This is a genomic window from Mesorhizobium sp. M1A.F.Ca.IN.020.03.2.1 (assembly GCF_004023205.1).
Classification (GTDB): domain Bacteria; phylum Pseudomonadota; class Alphaproteobacteria; order Rhizobiales; family Rhizobiaceae; genus Mesorhizobium.
In genome coordinates this window covers 17,672-33,617 of the sequence record NZ_RZSV01000040.1, presented here as the reverse complement: position 1 = coordinate 33,617, position 15,946 = coordinate 17,672, and the positions used below count along the sequence as shown (strand labels likewise).

The following is a 15,946-nucleotide window of genomic DNA, read 5'->3' as shown; positions in this document are numbered from 1 at the left end:
CCCCCCGCCACACCTCCCCCTTCGCATCGACGTCCAGCGTCGCATGCGGATTGCCGATATAGATCGCCGCGATCTTGCCCTTGAGCTCGAAGAAGTCGTCCTGCGTCCACGACCAGCCGTGATGGGCATAGGCGGCAGTGCCAAACATCAACGCCGCCGCCAGCACGACGCCCTGCATGGGGTTCAACGGTAACTGCATCGCCCGTCTCCTCCACTCCTCCTGCCAGGGTGGAAAGTAGGCGACGGCACGGCCAGGTCAAATCACATCGGAGCGTAAGCCCGGCATGGCACGAATTTAGGGTCCGCGGCGTCCACAGCACGATCAGGCCTTGCTACAGGCCTTCATGCTCCCCATTTTCGCTTCTCCAGGCCGCTCTTCGCATGCATCGGAGGCGGTCGAACTCACGTCTGAGCGAGGCAAACCATGAGCAGCATGAGGGACCGTCAGGAAGGCTTCGAAAAGAAATTCGCAATGGACGAGGAGACGAAGTTCAAGGCCGTGGCGCGCCGGAACAAGCTGCTCGGCCTGTGGGCCGCCGAGAAGCTCGACAAGTCCGGCGTGGATGCCGACGCCTATGCGAAAGAGGTGGTGCGCGCGGATTTCGAGGAAGCGGGCGACAACGACGTGTTCCGCAAGGTCCGTGCCGACTTCGACGCGGCGGGCGTCGTCCAGTCGGATGCCCAGATTCGCCAGGCCATGGACGAGTTGCTGGCAACGGCGGTCGAGCAGATCAAGGCGAGCTGAGGACCCGCTGCGGGGGGCAGAAACCACGCCCTCACCCGTGATGCGCCACCGCCAGTTCCTTCGCATGCTTCTCGTGCATTTTCAGCACCGGCAGAGTCTTCTTGGCGAATTCCTTCAGCGCCGGGTCGTCGCCGGAATTGGCATAGGTGCTGAACAGCGCGACCGCGTCCCTGTGCGCATCCATCTGCATCTTGATATACTTCCGGTCGAACTCCGTGCCGCTCGCCTGCTTCAGCTCGCCTAGCATCTGCTGTTCCTTAGGCCCCAGAGCGGGGCCGGCAGGCTTGATAGAAGCCGTCGTCTGGCCCTGGCTCATCGCCGCCTTGAAATCCTCCCCGGCCTTGATGTGGTCCCTGACCATCTCGTCGGCAAAAGCCTTGACTTCGTCCGACTGCGACTTCTCCTCGGCCAGCCTGCTCGCCTGGATTTCGAACTCGTTGGCATTGGGTACGGTGGTGACGAAAGTCTGCGTGTCGACCTTGTTGTCTGTCGCCATTGGCGCGACATCGTTGCTGTCGCTCGACTGAGCAAGGGTGGCCGGCGCGCCGGCAAGGAGCGCCATGGCGGCCGCGGTCAGAAGCGTTTTCATCTGGAATCTCCGATCAGCCCCTTGCACTTCCAACGCGAAATGGCGCTGCCGGTTGCGTTGAGGGCGTGAAGGAGGCCGTGTTGAGTCAGGGTCAGGCCGAGCCGAGGATGGTCGTACCGAGAATACCGGAGCGTGCTTGAAGTACGTGAACACCGAAGCGCAGGACACCGCCATTCGCAGCCCGGCATCACCTGAACATCAGCACGGCCTATCCCTTCACGCCGCCGGCGGTTAGGCCGGAAACGATCTTGCGTTGGAAGATCAGCACCAGCACCACCAGCGGCACCGTGACGATCACCGAAGCGGCCATGATGTTGCCCCAGGGGATCTCGAACTGCGAGTTGCCGGAAAGCAGCGCGATCGCCACCGGCACCGTGCGCTGCGCGTTGTTGGAGGTGAAGGTCAGCGCAAACAGGAACTCGTTCCATGCGCCGATGAAGGCGAGCAGCCCTGTCGTCGCCAATGCGGGCCACATCAGCGGCAGAAAGACGCGAGTGACGATGATCCATGGCGTCGCGCCGTCGAGGATCGCCGCTTCCTCGATTTCGACCGGCAGGTCGCGCACGAAGGCGGTGAGCACCCAGACGGTGAACGGCAGCGTGAAGATCATGTAGGAGAAGATCAGTGCGATGAGCGAATTGTAGAGGCCGAAGGCCCGGATGATCTCGAACAGGCCGGCCAGCACCGCGACCTGCGGAAACATCGACACCGACAATATGGCAAGCATCAGCGCCGAACGGCCGCGGAACCGGACGCGTGCCAGCGCGTAGGCGGATGTCACGCCGAGCAGCAGCGAGATGAGCACGACGGCGCCCGAGACGACCAAGGAATTCAAGAGATTGCGCAGGAAAGGACCTTCGACCAGCACGTTCCTGTAGTTGGCGAGGCTTAACGCCTGCGGCCAAAGGCTCGCCTCGAACAACTCGGTGCCGGATTTCAGGCTGGTGACGACGGCGTAATAGAGCGGAAACACCGCGACGAAGACGATTGCCCCCACCAGGAGGAAGAAGCCTAAACGCTTCAACATCGCCATCTCAGCGGCCTCCTTCCAGCTCTATCCGGCCGATGCGGATGTAGGAAATGGTGAGCAGCGCGACGATCAGGAAAAGCAGCGTCGAGGCGGCCGAGCCATAGGCGAACTTGTCGAACTCGAACAGGTTCTCGCGCACGAACACCGACATCGATTTGGTGTGCACATTGTTGGGCGTCAGCACGTAGATCAGGTCGAAGATGCGCAGCGCGTCGAGCGCGCGGAAGATCACCGCAACCATGACCGCCGGGCGGATGAGCGGCAAGGTCACCTTCCAGAAGATCTGCCACGGATTGGCGCCGTCGAGCCTGGCGACCTCGATAACATCGCGCGGCAGCATCTGCAGCGCGGCCAGGAAAAGCAGCGCCATGAACGGTGTCGTCTTCCAGATGTCGACGATCAGCACCGCGATCATCGCCGTGTCGGTGCTCGCGGTCCAGGCGATTTTCGCGTCGATCAGGCCAAGTTTGAGCAGCACCGCATTGATGATGCCGAACTGGTCGTTGAGCATCCACTGCCACATCTTGGCCGAGACGATGGTCGGGATCGCCCATGGAATGAGGATCGCCGCCCTGACGATGCCGCGGCCTCTGAAGTCGGCGTTGAGAACGAGCGCCACGATCATGCCGAGGACCGTTTCACAGCCCACCGAGACTACGGCGAAGAGCAGCGTGTTCCAGACGGCGCGCCACCAGACCGGATCGGCGAGCAGCCCGTCATAGAGCACGCGGCCGCTCGGCATGCTGAGCACCGAGAAATAATTGTCGAAGCCGATCCATTGGCGAGCGTCGAGATCGGCCAGCGAGGCGTCGGTGAAGCTGTAGTAGAAAGTGCGCAGGAGCGGCCAGCCGGCGACGGCGGCAAGGACCAGAAGCATCGGCGCCAGAAACAGCCAGGCCGAGCGCACGCGTTGCCGCATCAGGCGCGAGCGGCTCACAGGCATCGCCCTCACCAGCCCTTGCCCTTCAGCCTGGTCAGCCTGGCTTCCAGATCGGCCAGATTGTCGGCGGCGCTGCCGTCGCCCGACATGGTATTGTGGACGGCCGTCCAAAACTGGCTCGAGGCTTCGTTGTACTTGATTTTGGCGACCGCCGAAGGGCGCGGCGCCGCGTTCAGAAATATCTGCTTCCATCGCGGGACGATCGGCTGTTCCCTGGCGATATCGGGATCGTCATAGAGCGCTTTGATGGTGGGCAGGTTGGACGTCCTCAGCGTCCGATACTTCTGCATCTCGGGCGAGGCGATGAACTTCACCAGATCGATCGCCGCGTCCTGGTGCTTGGAATATTTGGAAACCGCGAGGTTCCAGCCGCCGAGCGTTGCCGTCGGCCGGGCGTCTTCGCCGGTTCCTGCCGGCAGCGGCGCCACATCGAACTTGCCCTTGATCGGTGAGGTCTCGCTGTTGCCGAGCGCATAGGCATAGGGCCAGTTGCGCATGAAGACGGCATTGCCGGTCTGCCAGACGCCGCGCGATTCCTCTTCCTGGTAAGCGAGCACGCCCGGCGGCGCAATGGTGCCGATCCAGCCCTTGACCATGTCGAGCGCGGCCGCGGCTTGTCGATTGTTGATGGAGACCGTGCCGTTGGGCTCGATGATCTGGCCGCCGCCATTCGACCTCACCCATTCGAGCGCGTCGCAGGTCAGCCCCTCATAGGCGTTGCCCTGGAAGACGAAACCCCACAGGTCCTTGTTGCCGGCGGTGCGCTCCTTGTCCATGACGAGCTTGGCGGTGTCGGCCAGTTCCTGCCAGGTGGTCGGCACCTTGGCGCCATATTTGTCGAGCAGATCCTTGCGGTAATAGAGTGCCGGCGCGTCGGTGAAGATCGGCAGCGCCACCAGCTTTCCGTTCACGGTCTGCGACTGGATGATCGACGGGAAGTGCTCGGCCACGATATCCCTGGTCGCCGCAGTGAGATCGACGAGTTGGCTGGCAAGCTGCGGCGCCCAGATCACGTCGGTCTGGTAGACGTCGATGTCGCTGTTTCCCGCCGCGAGCCACAATCTGAACTGACCGAACTGGTCGGTGCCCGACGGCGGTATCACCACGATGTCGACCTTGTTGCCGCTCCGCTTCTGGTAGCGGTCGAGTATCTCGCGCAAGACCTTGATGCCGTTGCCCGTGTCGCCCGACACGATCGACAGCTCGACCGCGCGAGCCGGCGCCACCGCGAGCATCGCGCCGACGGCAAGTGCGAGGAATGCGCGGTAAAATTTCATGCTGGTGGGCCTCGCCTCGGAACCGTCCACGCGGACCTTGCCGCGTCGGCTGATGATGACCCTCCGCCCGCATTGAATGCGGAGCGACGCTTCGGGGTTCCCGACATGGCCATCGGGGACGGGCCGCGAGGGGACTGACCCGAGTCACTCGGTTAAGGGAGATCTCGCGATTGGCCGCACGCCCAAAGCGGGCGGGCTCCGAAACCCGCCGCCCCGGAGCCCGCCTTGGAGTGGCTGACGCATGCCGGCACAGCCCCTCCGACGCCTTGCCAGCGTCGATCCGCCGATCGGCCGCCCTGCACCACGACGCATTAGCATGCCCTAACGTCAGCTTGTGTGAAGCGGTTCACAATGCGCCCCGCATTCGGTTGTGCCGCCGCAGGCAAATGCCGCGAAGCGTTACCCTTCCCACGCCACTGGGAGCATGTCGAGCCGCTCGTAAAGCCTGAAGGCGGCGGGGTTCTTCACCGTGTTGGTCTTGAGGTCGACATGGGCTGCACCCCTGTCGCGGAAAGTCAGGAACACGTGCCGCATCAGCGCCTCGCCGATGCCGTGCCTTCGCGAGTCCGGATGAACCGCCAGATCCTTGACGAAGCCCGACGCCCAGCAAAGCGCGGCGCCCGCCAGCAGCCCCTTGCCGTCGATGACGAGGAAACAGAGGTCCGGATCGAACTCGGCATCGTCTGAGATGCGCGGCCACCATTCGTCGAACGGACCTTCGGCGCCGTCGTCGAATGCCTCTTCCAGCAGCGCGTGCAGGGCCTGCGCATCCCTGTGCTCGAACGGGCGCATGACGAAGCCTTCCGGCCAATGCGGCGCGGTCAGCGCATCATCGAGAAGCTTGCGAAGGCGGACATCGTTTGGGGTCGGCGGCCGGCGGCTGTCAGTGTCACGCATGCAACTGCCCCAAAGACCGATGGGACGCGCCTCGTTGCCGGCGCTCAGGCGCCTGGCTGCAGGCGGCGGCGGTCGACGCCGAGACCCGTTTGATCGAGCAGGCCCTTGCGCTTGGCGTCGTAATAATAGCCCGTCTGATAGAGCTGGTCGGCCCGCTTGGCATTACCGCCCGAGACCAGCCAGGCGCCGCGCAGGTATTTGACAGCGTATTTGAGATTGGTTTCGGCGTCGAACAGGCCGGCTGCCGGCCCGTCATAGCCCATGCCGCGTGCGGTCGCGTGCTTGATCTGCATCAGTCCCCAATGACCGTGATTATAGGCCTTCGGATTGAAGGTGCTCTCGCGGTTGACGACATGGCGCACCAGATCGACCGGCACTTCGTAGATCGCCGAATATTTCTCGATCAGCCGCTCGATCTCGGCGCGCGGACCTGTGGCATGCTGTTCGGGCTGGCCCGGTTGGGCAAGCAGCGCCGGGTTCTGCGGCATCACATAGGCGACCTGCTGCACGCCCGGCATGGGAGCCACCTTCGCTGATTGGCCGGTGACCGGCATGGCAACAGCGGCGCTCTTGTAGGCGGCGGCCTGCTTGAGCGCACCGGGGCCGGTCGGCGATGCGCCGGCCAGCAGCACCGGCGGCGGCGGAAACTGCCCGGCGACGGGTGTCGAGCCGGCGAACGCGGCAGGTTGCGCCGGCGGCGGAAGGGCGGCGCCGGGTTGCGCCGGCGGCGGCAACGGCGCACCAGCCGTCGTCGCGCCAGGCGCCGTCGCCCCAGGTGCCGTCGCCAGGGCCACGGCATCGCCGGTCAGCGCCGCCGTTTGCACCTGAGCGAGGCCGGAAGGCTCCGGCAGCACAGCAACGGTTTCGGGCAGCGCGATGGTCGGTGTGTCGTCCTCGGCGGCCGGCGTCGATGCCGCCGCAAGCGCCGGCGAGGGTTTCATCTGTGAGGTCGAGGTACAGCCGCTGAGGCCGGCAGCGGCAACGAGCACGCCGATCGCGGTGAAGATGATTTTCGCTGCCAAGCCCTGCAGGTCCGATTGTCCGTTGTTGAAAAGTCCTTACACCAGCGATTCCAACCGGGCAATCAGGGCCAGTGTGCAGCTTTCGGGTGGCGAGACTCGAAGCAAACTGCGATATTGTTCCCCATCTGTACTGGAGATGTACCCGTTTTTCGCAGTTTGCGGAAAGGAGCGCACCCATGGAAAACGCATTGCCGATCACGGCCGGCCACGCAGTGTTAGAAACAGTGATCGGCTTCATGGGCATCGCCTGGAGCGAAAAGGGCCTGATCCGGCTCTGCCTGCCCGAGCGTAGCCGCGAAGCGGTCGAGCGCCGCCTGTTTCGCCATGCCGGCGTCTCTACCTCCACCGAACAGCCGCAATGGGTGGTCGAACTGATCGCCTCGATCAAGGCCTATGCGGCCGGGGAGGATGTCGATTTCTCCGGCGTGCCGGTCGATCTCGACGGCGTCGACGATTTCCGCCTCGCCATCTATGACGCTGCGCGCAAGCTCGGCTTCGGCGAGACCACCACCTATGGCGAACTGGCCAAGCGGGCCGGCCATGCCGGGCTTGCCCGCGAAACCGGTGCAGCCCTCGGCGCCAATCCGGTGCCGCTGGTCATTCCCTGCCACCGCATCCTTGCCGCGGGGGGCAAGATCGGCGGCTTCTCGGCTACTGGCGGCTCGGCCACCAAGGAGAAGATGCTGGCCATGGAAGGCGTGCGGGTCGGTCCGCCGCCGGCCGCTCAGGCATCATTCGCGTTCTGACACAGCTTGCCGAAAGGACTCTAATGGCGTGGGAAGATCCGCCGTCGGAAATGCCGGTCGAAGTCCGGCCGTTTGCAGATATAGACGGGGCAGGATTTAGTATCGGCGCTCGGCACATAGGCCCGCGCTCTCACCTCGCCCATGTTGCAGAAGCGCTCGTCCCGCACATAGCGGTCATAAAGCGGCAGTCCCGGCACGCGCGTCGACTGATAGCGCAGGATGACCGCGCCCTGCCTGGCGATCGTCGCCCGCACGCGGTCGCAGCTCATGCGCGTCGGGTCGTAGCGCGAGACGGCCTGCGCCTCGGCGGCCACCAACATCAGGCAGGCGGCAAGCAGAATTGTCCTCATGATCTTCTCCCGCAACAGCAAGCGCATCTTCCCTCCACAACGCATCCCCGGCTGCAAACCTTCCAAGCGCAGTGGGCTCCGTTGGACGCTATCGCGGCACATGCCGGTAACGCCATCTTGTTTTCGTTCGCGAACCATACTATATCCGGCGCATTGAATTTGGCCGATCGATCGGGCCGCGATCTTCGCGTTTGCTGACGTCTATCTCCAAAATTTCGATACCACCGGCCGGGCTTTGGTCCGGTCAAACGAAGCAAATGTGAAGGACTCTACATGGCAACTGGTACGGTTAAGTGGTTCAACGCCACCAAGGGCTACGGCTTCATCCAGCCCGACAATGGCGGCGCGGACGTTTTCGTCCACATCTCCGCCGTCGAGCGCGCTGGCATGACCACCCTCGTTGAAGGCCAGAAGATCAGCTTCGAGATCGAGCAGGACCGCCGCACCGGCAAGTCCGCTGCTGGGTCTCTGAGCAAGGCAGCCTGATTTGGCGCTGGCATTTTGCAGCCGGGCGTGATCGCCTGGCATTGCACAATGCGCCTAGTTAGCGACGCGCACCGGGCGAGAGCCTGGAGCGGGCGGCAAGTCACGGATGTACTGACGGTCGTGCGATAAGCGCGCCGGAGCGAAAGGACCCGACAAGCTGGAACAGCAGATAGCTGCCGGCCCGGCCCCAACGCTTCCGATCAGGCTACCGGCATAGGAAGGCGGGCATTGTCCCGCCTTTTTTGTTGCCTGAATTGGCAAGCCGCCGCCCGCGCTTGTGGTCCCACTTTGCTGCCGGCAAACTGCGTGACCAAAGGCCGTTCGCCGTACCGGCCGACAAGAACTTCACTTCGATGAGACCAATCCGCGACATCCATCCCTCCATTTCAAAAGGTGGGAGAGCTTTGGTCGGCGAGGATAGACGACACTTATCGGGCCTTGGCCCTCGAAAGCGCTGATGCTTCGACTGGATCTGGATCGGCACCCCATGCCGAATACGATCGTCTCATCAAATAGCCAGCATTCGGCGGCTGCAAAATGCTGCGGCATAGAAACAGACTACCCCACCCACTCGATCGGCACGCGCCCCTTGTCCGTCTCGACCCGCTTCAGCCACTCCACCACGGCCGGATAGGCGTCGAGCTGGAAACCGCCCATCTCGGCGGTGTGAGTGTAGGCATAGAGCGCAATGTCGGCGACGCTGTAGCTGGCGCCGGCAAAAAAGGCGTTCTGCTCCAGATGCTTGTTCATCACGCCGAGCGCCTTGTTGCCGCGCTCCAAGGTCAGCGCCAACCGTTCCGGCGTCGCATCCTTCGCCCTCTCGGGAAATGTGAGCAGCGCCTTGCGCACCGCGATATAGGGCTCGTGGCTGTACTGCTCGAAGAACAGCCACTGATACGCCAGCGCCCGCTCATATCTGTCGGCCGGCAGGAAGCGCGTGCCTTCGGCGAGATAGAGCAGAATGGCGTTGGATTCAGCGATGCGTCGGCCGTCGTCGAGCTCGAGCAGCGGCACCATCGCGTTGGGGTTCTTGGCGACATAGTCGGCCTTGCGCGTCTCGCCGGTGTGCGAGCTCACTTCGATGCGGGTGAAGGGAATGCCGAGCTTTGCCATCAACAGACGCGGCTTGTAGCAATTGCCGCTGTCAATCATGTCATAAAGGATCATGGCCCCTCTCCGCGCGCGACGAACGATTGGCAGCCTCTAACTCGCCTGTGCGGAGTTCATCCAGTGATTTGTTTTTGAGTGAAAGCATCAGCGGCGCTGATGCAAAGGCACTACCTTGTTGTCCATGCCGAGCAGCGCATCGATCGCCAGCGGCTCTTCGTTGAAGATGGTGCCGGCGAGCGCCGGGCGGGCGAGGTGATATCCTTGCAGGAGGTCGACGCCGCCATCGAGCGCGACGCGCAGATGCGTGGCATGCTCGATGCCCTCGACCAGCACCTTGGCGCCGCGGTCGTGCAGCGTCGAAACCAGCGGCCGGAAGAACCGCTCGGCGGCGGCATGGCGGCAGAACTCGGCGAACCAGCCGCCGTCGATCTTGACGATGTCGGGCGACAGCAGGCCGATGCGCGCTTCGGTCGAATGTCCGGTGCCGAAGTCATCGATGGCGATGCGGACACCGCCACGCCTCATCTCGCGCACGAGGCGGGCGAGCACATGCTCGTCGGCTGCCTGCTCGGTGATCTCGCAGACCAGCATGGCCGGCTCGAGGCCGAAATCGCCGAGATGCCTGGCCATCAGCCGGATCTCGGCGAGCGCCCGTCCGAGATGATCGTTGATCATCGGATTGTAGTTGAAGAACAGGGTAAGGCCATCGACGCCGATGTTGCGGTAGTTGCCGAGATGCAGCATCCGGCACATCGTCTCGACGAACAGACGGTCCTTTGCCGCAACGCTGTCGAAGAAAACTTGCGGCGCAACCGGCGTCGCGACGCGCCGCGGCTCGATCAGCGCCTCGACGGCGACGGGTTGCAGCGATCTGCCACGCGGCGCGAAGATCGGCTGGTAGGCGCTCCACAGCCGGAACTCGCCATAGACGCCGAATTGAAGGCCGATCTCGTCTTCGAAGATCGCTTCGGCGACACTTCGCCGCCTTTCGGGGCGCTGCCTGTCGGGCCGCCCGATCATGGCGTCACCTTGCGCCCAAACGCCTTGGTCGGGCGAGCTGACGCCACCGGAGCGGGACTGGCGGCCGCGATCGTTTTGCCCTCCCCGGCCGCGGGCGCCTGCACGCTCTTGCCGAAGACGCGAAGACTGGTCGAGGCCAGCTCCGGCCGGGCAAGCACATAGCCTTGCACCATCGACGCCCCGGATTTCTCGGCGAGCTCGAGCTGCCAGCCTTCCTCGATGCCTTCGAAAACCGTGCGGATGCCCTGACTTTCGAAGCTCGTCACCATCGTCGTCAGCAGCGCGAATCCGGCTCCGGACTCCATCAGCTGCGTGATCCAGTTGGCGTCGAACTTGACGATGTCCGGCCGCAATTCCTTGATGCGGTTGATGTCGGATTCGTCGGCGCCGTAATCGTCGACGGCGATGCGGAACCCGTTGGCGCGCAGCGCCTCGACGAAGCTGTAGAGCGTTTCCTGCGAAGCCGATTTCTGCTCGGTGACCTCGCACACGATACGGCGCGGGTCGATGCCGGCCTCGTGCAGCACCAGCCGCATGTCGCGCAGCGCCTTGTCGACGATGGCGCGGTCGGTGAACACCGACGGATCGAAATTGACGAAAATCGACGCCTCTTGCGGCAGACAGCCGCCGGCGTTGAGCAGATGCAGCGTCCTGGTCAGCGCCTCGATATGCAGCCGGTCGCCTGCGGGGCAAGTGCCGAAGAAGCTCATCGGCGATTGCGGCTCACCGTCGCGGAACGGGCGGATAAGCCCCTCGAAGGCGACGAGCGAAAGCTTGCCTCCATCGAAGGCGAAGATTGGCTGGAAGGCGCTCTGCAGCGTGTAGATTCCCCAGACACCGCTTGAGGTGCCGTCATCATGACGGATGATATGGGCAAGCCCGATGCTGCGCGACAAAGGTCCCTCGCTCCGCAGAATAAGCGGAATTCGATCTGCCATCCTGCCAGCCAAGGGTTTACCGCTCGTTGATGAATTTATAGTTGCCGCTCACGCCACCTTGACCTCTGGATCACCCGACAATGCTTGCGCTTGGCCCGATGATGCGACATGAGAGGCGCCGCGGCCGCTCCTGGCCGCGCCCTTCTCTTGGAGACGCTCTGTCATGGCCTTTCTTGCCGACGCCCTTTCCCGCGTGAAGCCTTCCGCGACCATCGCGGTGACGCAGAAAGCGCGTGAGCTGAAAAATGCCGGCCGTGACGTCATCGGCCTCGGCGCCGGCGAGCCGGACTTCGACACGCCCGATAACATCAAGAACGCGGCGATCGAGGCGATCCGGCGTGGCGAGACCAAGTACCCGCCGGTCTCCGGCATCGCGCCGCTGCGCGAGGCGATCGCGAAAAAATTCAAGCGCGAGAACAATCTCGACTACCGACCGGAGCAGACCATCGTCGGCACCGGCGGCAAGCAGATCCTGTTCAACGCCTTCATGGCGACGCTGAACCCCGGCGACGAGGTCATCATCCCGCGCCCCTATTGGGTGAGCTACCCGGAAATGGTGGCGATCTGCGGCGGCACGTCCGTCTTTGCCGACACCTCGATCGACAACGGCTTCAAGCTGACGGCTGAGGTGCTGGAAAGGGCGATCACGCCGAAGACGAAATGGCTGCTGATGAACTCGCCGTCCAACCCATCGGGCGCCGCTTACACCGAGCGTGAACTCAGGGCCCTGGCCGACGTGCTGCTCAAGCACCCGCATGTCTGGACGCTGACCGACGACATGTATGAGCACCTGACCTATGGCGACTTCGTCTTCAAGACCATCGCCGAGGTCGAACCGAGCCTCTACGAGCGCACGCTAACCATGAACGGCGTGTCGAAGGCCTATGCCATGACCGGCTGGCGTATCGGCTACGCCGCCGGCCCGGTGCCGCTGATCAAGGCAATGGACATGATCCAGGGCCAGCAGACTTCCGGCGCCTGCACCATCGCGCAATGGGCGTCCGTCGAGGCGCTCAACGGCCCGCAGGACTTCATCGCCAAGAACAGGGCGATCTTCCAGGGGCGGCGCGACCTCGTCGTGTCGATGCTCAACCAGGCGCGCGGCATCTCTTGCCCATCGCCGGAAGGCGCCTTCTACGTCTATCCGTCCTGCGCTGAGCTGATCGGCAAGAAGACGAAGGCCGGCAAGGTCATCGACAATGACGAAGTCTTCTGCTCGGAGCTGCTCGACGCCGAAGGCGTTGCCGTTGTGTTCGGATCGGCCTTCGGCCTCGGCCCGAACTTCCGCATCTCCTACGCAACATCGGAGGCGCTGCTGGAGGAAGCCTGCACCCGCATCCAGCGCTTCACTGCGTCGCTGACCTGATCGGCAACGCCGCCATCCACAAAACCCGGCTTCGCGCCGGGTGCCGGGTATTGTTGGACGGCAATCAGCCGCCATACTGTTCGTCGGAGACCGCCTCGAGCCACTCGGCATGGACGCCGTCCAGCGCTTCCTGCATGGCGACATGCGTCATCGTGGTCTTCGGCCCGGCGCCGTGCCAGTGCTTTTCGCCCGGCGCGAAGGAGATGACGTCGCCGGCCCTGATCACCTCGATCGGCCCGCCCCACGTTTGCGCAAGCCCGGCGCCGGCCGTGACGTAGAGCGTCTGGCCGAGCGGGTGCGTGTGCCAATGCGTGCGGGCGCCCGGTTCGAAACTGACCAGGGTTGCCCTCAGCCGCGCCGGCGCCTCCTTCTCGATGATCGGCGTCTGCAGCACCTTGCCGGTGAAATACTTTTCAGGCGCGATGATCGTCGGCACGCTGCCGCACGCAATGATCTTCATCGTAGAAACTCTCAAATCGTTAGGGACCGGTCCGCCGCAGCGGGAGGTCAGTTTCTTGCTATATGGCGACCGACGCAATCGCCTTTGAGCGCTTGAGCCACCGGGCTGTTCGAAACCGAGCACAAAACCAAAGCCGGCGCATTTCCTATTTTCCTTGCCCTCTCCGCGAACCCGTGTGACGATGGCCTTGGCAGGTGGTGAGCAACAACCCCGCCCGCGACGGCTGAACAGGCCGGCCGCCGCTCCCAGGGAAACGCCTGAGTGGAGGTCAGCCATGGGTAATCGCGCCGGAGGACGACGCACGGGACCGAAATGCATCGCCATAGTCGGTCCCTTCGCAAGCGGTAAGACGACACTTCTCGAAGCTATCCTCGCCCGCACGGGCGCCATTCCCCGCCAGAATCCCGTCTCATCGGGCAACACGGTTTCCGATCATTCGCCAGAAGCCCGCGCCCACGCCATGAGCGTCGAGGCGACCTTTGCCACGACGGAATTCATGGGCGAGCAGTTCACCTTCGTCGATTGCCCCGGTTCCATCGAGTTCGCCTTCGAGGCGGAGCCGGTGCTTGCCGCCTGCGATGTCGCCGTGGTCGTGGCCGAAGCGGACGAAAAGAAGATACCCGCGCTTCAGCTCATCATGCGCAAGCTCGACGATCTCGGCGTGCCGCGCATCCTGTTCCTCAACAAGGTGGACAAGGCGGTCGCCGGCGTGCGCGAGACGCTAAAGATGCTGCAGCCGGCCAGTTCGGCGCCGCTGCTGCTGCGCCAGATTCCATTGCGCAAGGATGGTGTCGTCATCGGCTCGATCGATCTGGCCTTGGAGCGCGCCTATGTCTACCGCGAATATGCCGAAAGCCAGGTCGCCGAGATTCCGGACGACGACAAGGCGCGCGAGCTCGAGGCACGGTTCTCGATGCTGGAGACGCTGGCCGACCATGACGACCAGCTGATGGAGCAGTTGCTGGAGGAGATCGAGCCCCCGAAGGACGCGATCTTCGATGACCTTGCCGCTGACCTGCGCGCCGGCTCGGTGACGCCGGTGCTGATCGGTACCGCCGAGAAGGGCAACGGTGTGCTGCGCCTGTTGAAAGCTATCCGCCACGACGCGCCTGACGTCGAGGCGACGCGCAAGCGCCTTGGCGCGCCTGATGGCAGCCAGACGGTCGTGCAGGTGATGAAGACCATCCACACCGCGCATGGCGGCAAACTGTCTATTTCGCGTGTGCTTTCCGGCCAGGTGGCCGACGCGGCCGAACTCTTCCTCTCCAGCGGCGACACGACGAAGGTCTCCGGCATCTACAAGATGCTTGGCAAAGACCAGTTGAAGCTGCCGTCGGCCAAGGCTGGCGATACCGTCGCGCTCGGCAAGCTCGACAATGTCAGGACCGGCCAAACGCTGAGTTCGGCCAAGGGCGGCATCAAGCCGCTGATCGCCCTGGAGCCCCCGCAACCGGTGTTCGCATTCGCTCTGCGCCCCAAGGAGCGCAAGGACGAGGTCAAGATGTCGGCAGCGATCCAGAGGTTAGCCGAGGAAGACCCCTCGCTCAGCCTGCACCACAACCAGGATTCCGCGGAGACCGTATTGTCGGGCCATGGCGAAATGCACCTGCGCGTCGTGCGCGAGCGGCTGGAGGGCAAGAACCAGATCCCGATCGATGGCCATTCGCCGGCGGTGCCTTATCGCGAGACGATCCGCAAATCCGCGCAGCAGCGCGGCCGCCACAAGAAACAGTCGGGCGGCCACGGCCAGTTCGGCGACGTGGTGATCGAGATCAAGCCGCTGCCGCGCGGCACGGGTTTCCAGTTCACCGACACCATCACCGGCGGCGTCGTGCCAAAAACCTACATCCAGTCGGTGGAGACCGGCATCCGCGACTATCTGAAATCCGGTCCGCTCGGCTTCCCGGTGGTCGATGTCGCCGTCAACCTTTCGGACGGCTCCTATCATGCCGTCGACTCGTCCGACATGGCCTTCCAGATGGCGGCCAAGCTGGCGATGAAGGAAGGCATGGCGGCCTGTTCGCCGGTTCTGCTGGAACCGATCATGAAGGTCGAGATCGTCACGCCTTCAGATGCGACCTCGAGGATTATCGCTTTGATCCCGCAGCGGCGCGGCCAGATCCTTGGCTATGACGCGCGGCCCGGCTGGCCGGGCTGGGACGTGGTCGAAGCGACCATGCCCCAGGCCGAGATCGGCGACCTGATCATCGAGCTGCGCTCGGCGACGGCAGGCGTCGCCAGCTACAAGGCCGTCTTCGACCATATGGCCGAGCTGACCGGGCGCCTCGCCGACGAGGCGATGAACGCCAACGGCAAGGCCGCCTGATCGGATCTTGTTGAAGACGCGAAAACGGCGCCCGGATCGTCCGGGCGCCGTTCTTATTGCGGACTGTCTTCCTTGGGAGGCAACGGCAGGTCCGCCGCATCAGGAAATGGATCGGACGCGGTAGCTGCCTGAGCCCGGCCTGTCCGAGTGATGCCCCCATCTCCCGGACCGACCAACCGCGTCCTATGATCTACCTAATCGATAGAGTGCGTCTGCGACATGTTACCCGATGTTACATGTCACTGTTACGCGGGCCGCGCGCACGCATTTCTGGTGTCGGCGTGACTTCGGCGCAACAAAAAAGCCGGATCAATAAAGATCCGGCTGAGTTTGATTGGAAGTGCCGATTAGGGCTAACCTCCAGAGGGGAACACTCGAGGGCGCTAATGGGAGGAGAACGCGCCCTGGAGATGAACTATATATGTGCTCATCATGCTCAAGAAACAAGCATCTATTTTGCAACACACGCATGCAAAAAGAGGTAGGCTGTGGTCTAATCCGTCGCGAGAACCGATAGGACCAGAAAAAATCGCCGAATCCAGAGCCGTTCCGGACTGAAAGCGATCGCTGATATGCAAACCGGGTCAGATTCCGGTGCCGAAATACGCTAAATTCACAATGATGCGAACTTGGGCTGGTCGCGT

16 protein-coding genes and 1 pseudogene are annotated in these 15,946 nt (G+C 63.4%); 5 read left to right on the top strand and 12 right to left on the bottom strand.

Annotated elements, in window-relative coordinates; translation table 11 throughout:
* A pseudogene (locus EOA79_RS09350) lies at positions 1–199 on the bottom strand (hypothetical protein); the annotation flags it as partial.
* A gap of 225 nt (positions 200–424) precedes the next feature.
* Here EOA79_RS09350 and EOA79_RS09345 point away from each other — a divergent pair.
* Positions 425–745, top strand: coding sequence for a DUF1476 domain-containing protein (locus EOA79_RS09345; RefSeq protein WP_095823226.1), 321 nt, complete (start codon positions 425–427; stop codon positions 743–745).
* Between the two features lie 31 nt (positions 746–776).
* On the opposite strand, the gene EOA79_RS09340 is transcribed toward EOA79_RS09345, so the two are convergent.
* From EOA79_RS09340 to EOA79_RS09315, 6 genes are all read right to left on the bottom strand, one after another.
* Positions 777–1,334, bottom strand: coding sequence for a DUF4142 domain-containing protein (locus EOA79_RS09340; RefSeq protein WP_095823227.1), 558 nt, complete (start codon positions 1,332–1,334; stop codon positions 777–779).
* Between the two features lie 208 nt (positions 1,335–1,542).
* Positions 1,543–2,367, bottom strand: a complete 825-nt coding sequence (locus EOA79_RS09335; RefSeq protein ID WP_095823228.1) for a carbohydrate ABC transporter permease — start codon at positions 2,365–2,367, stop codon at positions 1,543–1,545.
* A gap of 1 nt (position 2,368) precedes the next feature.
* Positions 2,369–3,307, bottom strand: a complete 939-nt coding sequence (locus EOA79_RS09330; protein ID WP_095823229.1) for a sugar ABC transporter permease — start codon at positions 3,305–3,307, stop codon at positions 2,369–2,371.
* A gap of 5 nt (positions 3,308–3,312) precedes the next feature.
* Positions 3,313–4,581 (bottom strand): ABC transporter substrate-binding protein, encoded by a 1,269-nt coding sequence (locus EOA79_RS09325; RefSeq protein ID WP_095823230.1) that lies wholly within the window; start codon positions 4,579–4,581, stop codon positions 3,313–3,315.
* Positions 4,582–4,980: 399 nt separating this feature from the next.
* Positions 4,981–5,478: an N-acetyltransferase gene (locus tag EOA79_RS09320; protein WP_095823231.1), complete on the bottom strand. Its 498-nt coding sequence runs from the start codon at positions 5,476–5,478 to the stop codon at positions 4,981–4,983.
* A gap of 44 nt (positions 5,479–5,522) precedes the next feature.
* Positions 5,523–6,500, bottom strand: coding sequence for a lytic transglycosylase domain-containing protein (locus EOA79_RS09315; protein ID WP_095823232.1), 978 nt, complete (start codon positions 6,498–6,500; stop codon positions 5,523–5,525).
* A 176-nt stretch (positions 6,501–6,676) separates the two neighbouring features.
* Here EOA79_RS09315 and EOA79_RS09310 point away from each other — a divergent pair, with 176 nt between their 5' ends.
* Positions 6,677–7,246, top strand: coding sequence for a methylated-DNA--[protein]-cysteine S-methyltransferase (locus EOA79_RS09310; protein WP_066994936.1), 570 nt, complete (start codon positions 6,677–6,679; stop codon positions 7,244–7,246).
* Positions 7,247–7,266: 20 nt separating this feature from the next.
* Here the strand turns inward: EOA79_RS09310 and EOA79_RS09305 are convergent, their stop codons facing one another.
* The gene (locus EOA79_RS09305; RefSeq protein ID WP_067327152.1) at positions 7,267–7,596 is read right to left on the bottom strand and encodes a hypothetical protein; all 330 of its coding nucleotides are present in this window, start codon (positions 7,594–7,596) and stop codon (positions 7,267–7,269) included.
* A gap of 273 nt (positions 7,597–7,869) precedes the next feature.
* On the opposite strand from EOA79_RS09305, the gene EOA79_RS09300 reads away from it, so the two are divergent.
* On the top strand, positions 7,870–8,082 hold the full coding sequence (locus EOA79_RS09300; RefSeq protein ID WP_066994534.1) for a cold-shock protein: 213 nt from the start codon (positions 7,870–7,872) through the stop codon (positions 8,080–8,082).
* Positions 8,083–8,640: 558 nt separating this feature from the next.
* On the opposite strand, the gene EOA79_RS09295 is transcribed toward EOA79_RS09300, so the two are convergent.
* The 3 genes from EOA79_RS09295 to EOA79_RS09285 form a co-directional block, all read right to left on the bottom strand.
* Complete coding sequence (locus EOA79_RS09295; protein ID WP_095823233.1) at positions 8,641–9,249, bottom strand: glutathione S-transferase family protein; 609 nt, start codon at positions 9,247–9,249, stop codon at positions 8,641–8,643.
* Between the two features lie 87 nt (positions 9,250–9,336).
* Positions 9,337–10,212: an EAL domain-containing protein gene (locus EOA79_RS09290; protein WP_095823234.1), complete on the bottom strand. Its 876-nt coding sequence runs from the start codon at positions 10,210–10,212 to the stop codon at positions 9,337–9,339.
* Positions 10,209–11,108, bottom strand: coding sequence for an EAL domain-containing protein (locus EOA79_RS09285; protein ID WP_095823235.1), 900 nt, complete (start codon positions 11,106–11,108; stop codon positions 10,209–10,211). The genes EOA79_RS09290 and EOA79_RS09285 overlap by 4 nt, the downstream gene beginning before the upstream one ends.
* A 205-nt stretch (positions 11,109–11,313) precedes the next feature.
* On the opposite strand from EOA79_RS09285, the gene EOA79_RS09280 reads away from it, so the two are divergent.
* A complete protein-coding gene (locus EOA79_RS09280; protein WP_095823236.1) occupies positions 11,314–12,516 on the top strand; it encodes a pyridoxal phosphate-dependent aminotransferase in 1,203 nt (400 codons plus the stop codon).
* Positions 12,517–12,580: 64 nt separating this feature from the next.
* Here EOA79_RS09280 and EOA79_RS09275 read toward each other — a convergent pair whose 3' ends face one another.
* Positions 12,581–12,976 (bottom strand): cupin domain-containing protein, encoded by a 396-nt coding sequence (locus EOA79_RS09275; protein ID WP_066994518.1) that lies wholly within the window; start codon positions 12,974–12,976, stop codon positions 12,581–12,583.
* A gap of 274 nt (positions 12,977–13,250) precedes the next feature.
* Here EOA79_RS09275 and EOA79_RS09270 point away from each other — a divergent pair, with 274 nt between their 5' ends.
* Positions 13,251–15,302 (top strand): elongation factor G, encoded by a 2,052-nt coding sequence (locus tag EOA79_RS09270; RefSeq protein ID WP_067326663.1) that lies wholly within the window; start codon positions 13,251–13,253, stop codon positions 15,300–15,302.
* Positions 15,303–15,946: the final 644 nt, after the last annotated feature.

Excerpts from the sequence above, each read along its gene's own strand:
- EOA79_RS09345 (WP_095823226.1), top strand. The coding sequence starts at position 425 with ATGAGCAGCATGAGGGACCGTCAGGAAGGCTTCGAAAAGAAATTCGCA.
- EOA79_RS09340 (WP_095823227.1), bottom strand. The coding sequence starts at position 1,334 with ATGAAAACGCTTCTGACCGCGGCCGCCATGGCGCTCCTTGCCGGCGCG.
- EOA79_RS09335 (WP_095823228.1), bottom strand. The coding sequence starts at position 2,367 with ATGGCGATGTTGAAGCGTTTAGGCTTCTTCCTCCTGGTGGGGGCAATC.
- EOA79_RS09330 (WP_095823229.1), bottom strand. The coding sequence starts at position 3,307 with ATGCCTGTGAGCCGCTCGCGCCTGATGCGGCAACGCGTGCGCTCGGCC.
- EOA79_RS09325 (WP_095823230.1), bottom strand. The coding sequence starts at position 4,581 with ATGAAATTTTACCGCGCATTCCTCGCACTTGCCGTCGGCGCGATGCTC.
- EOA79_RS09320 (WP_095823231.1), bottom strand. The coding sequence starts at position 5,478 with ATGCGTGACACTGACAGCCGCCGGCCGCCGACCCCAAACGATGTCCGC.
- EOA79_RS09310 (WP_066994936.1), top strand. The coding sequence starts at position 6,677 with ATGGAAAACGCATTGCCGATCACGGCCGGCCACGCAGTGTTAGAAACA.
- EOA79_RS09305 (WP_067327152.1), bottom strand. The coding sequence starts at position 7,596 with ATGAGGACAATTCTGCTTGCCGCCTGCCTGATGTTGGTGGCCGCCGAG.
- EOA79_RS09300 (WP_066994534.1), top strand. The coding sequence starts at position 7,870 with ATGGCAACTGGTACGGTTAAGTGGTTCAACGCCACCAAGGGCTACGGC.
- EOA79_RS09295 (WP_095823233.1), bottom strand. The coding sequence starts at position 9,249 with ATGATCCTTTATGACATGATTGACAGCGGCAATTGCTACAAGCCGCGT.
- EOA79_RS09290 (WP_095823234.1), bottom strand. The coding sequence starts at position 10,212 with ATGATCGGGCGGCCCGACAGGCAGCGCCCCGAAAGGCGGCGAAGTGTC.
- EOA79_RS09280 (WP_095823236.1), top strand. The coding sequence starts at position 11,314 with ATGGCCTTTCTTGCCGACGCCCTTTCCCGCGTGAAGCCTTCCGCGACC.
- EOA79_RS09275 (WP_066994518.1), bottom strand. The coding sequence starts at position 12,976 with ATGAAGATCATTGCGTGCGGCAGCGTGCCGACGATCATCGCGCCTGAA.
- EOA79_RS09270 (WP_067326663.1), top strand. The coding sequence starts at position 13,251 with ATGGGTAATCGCGCCGGAGGACGACGCACGGGACCGAAATGCATCGCC.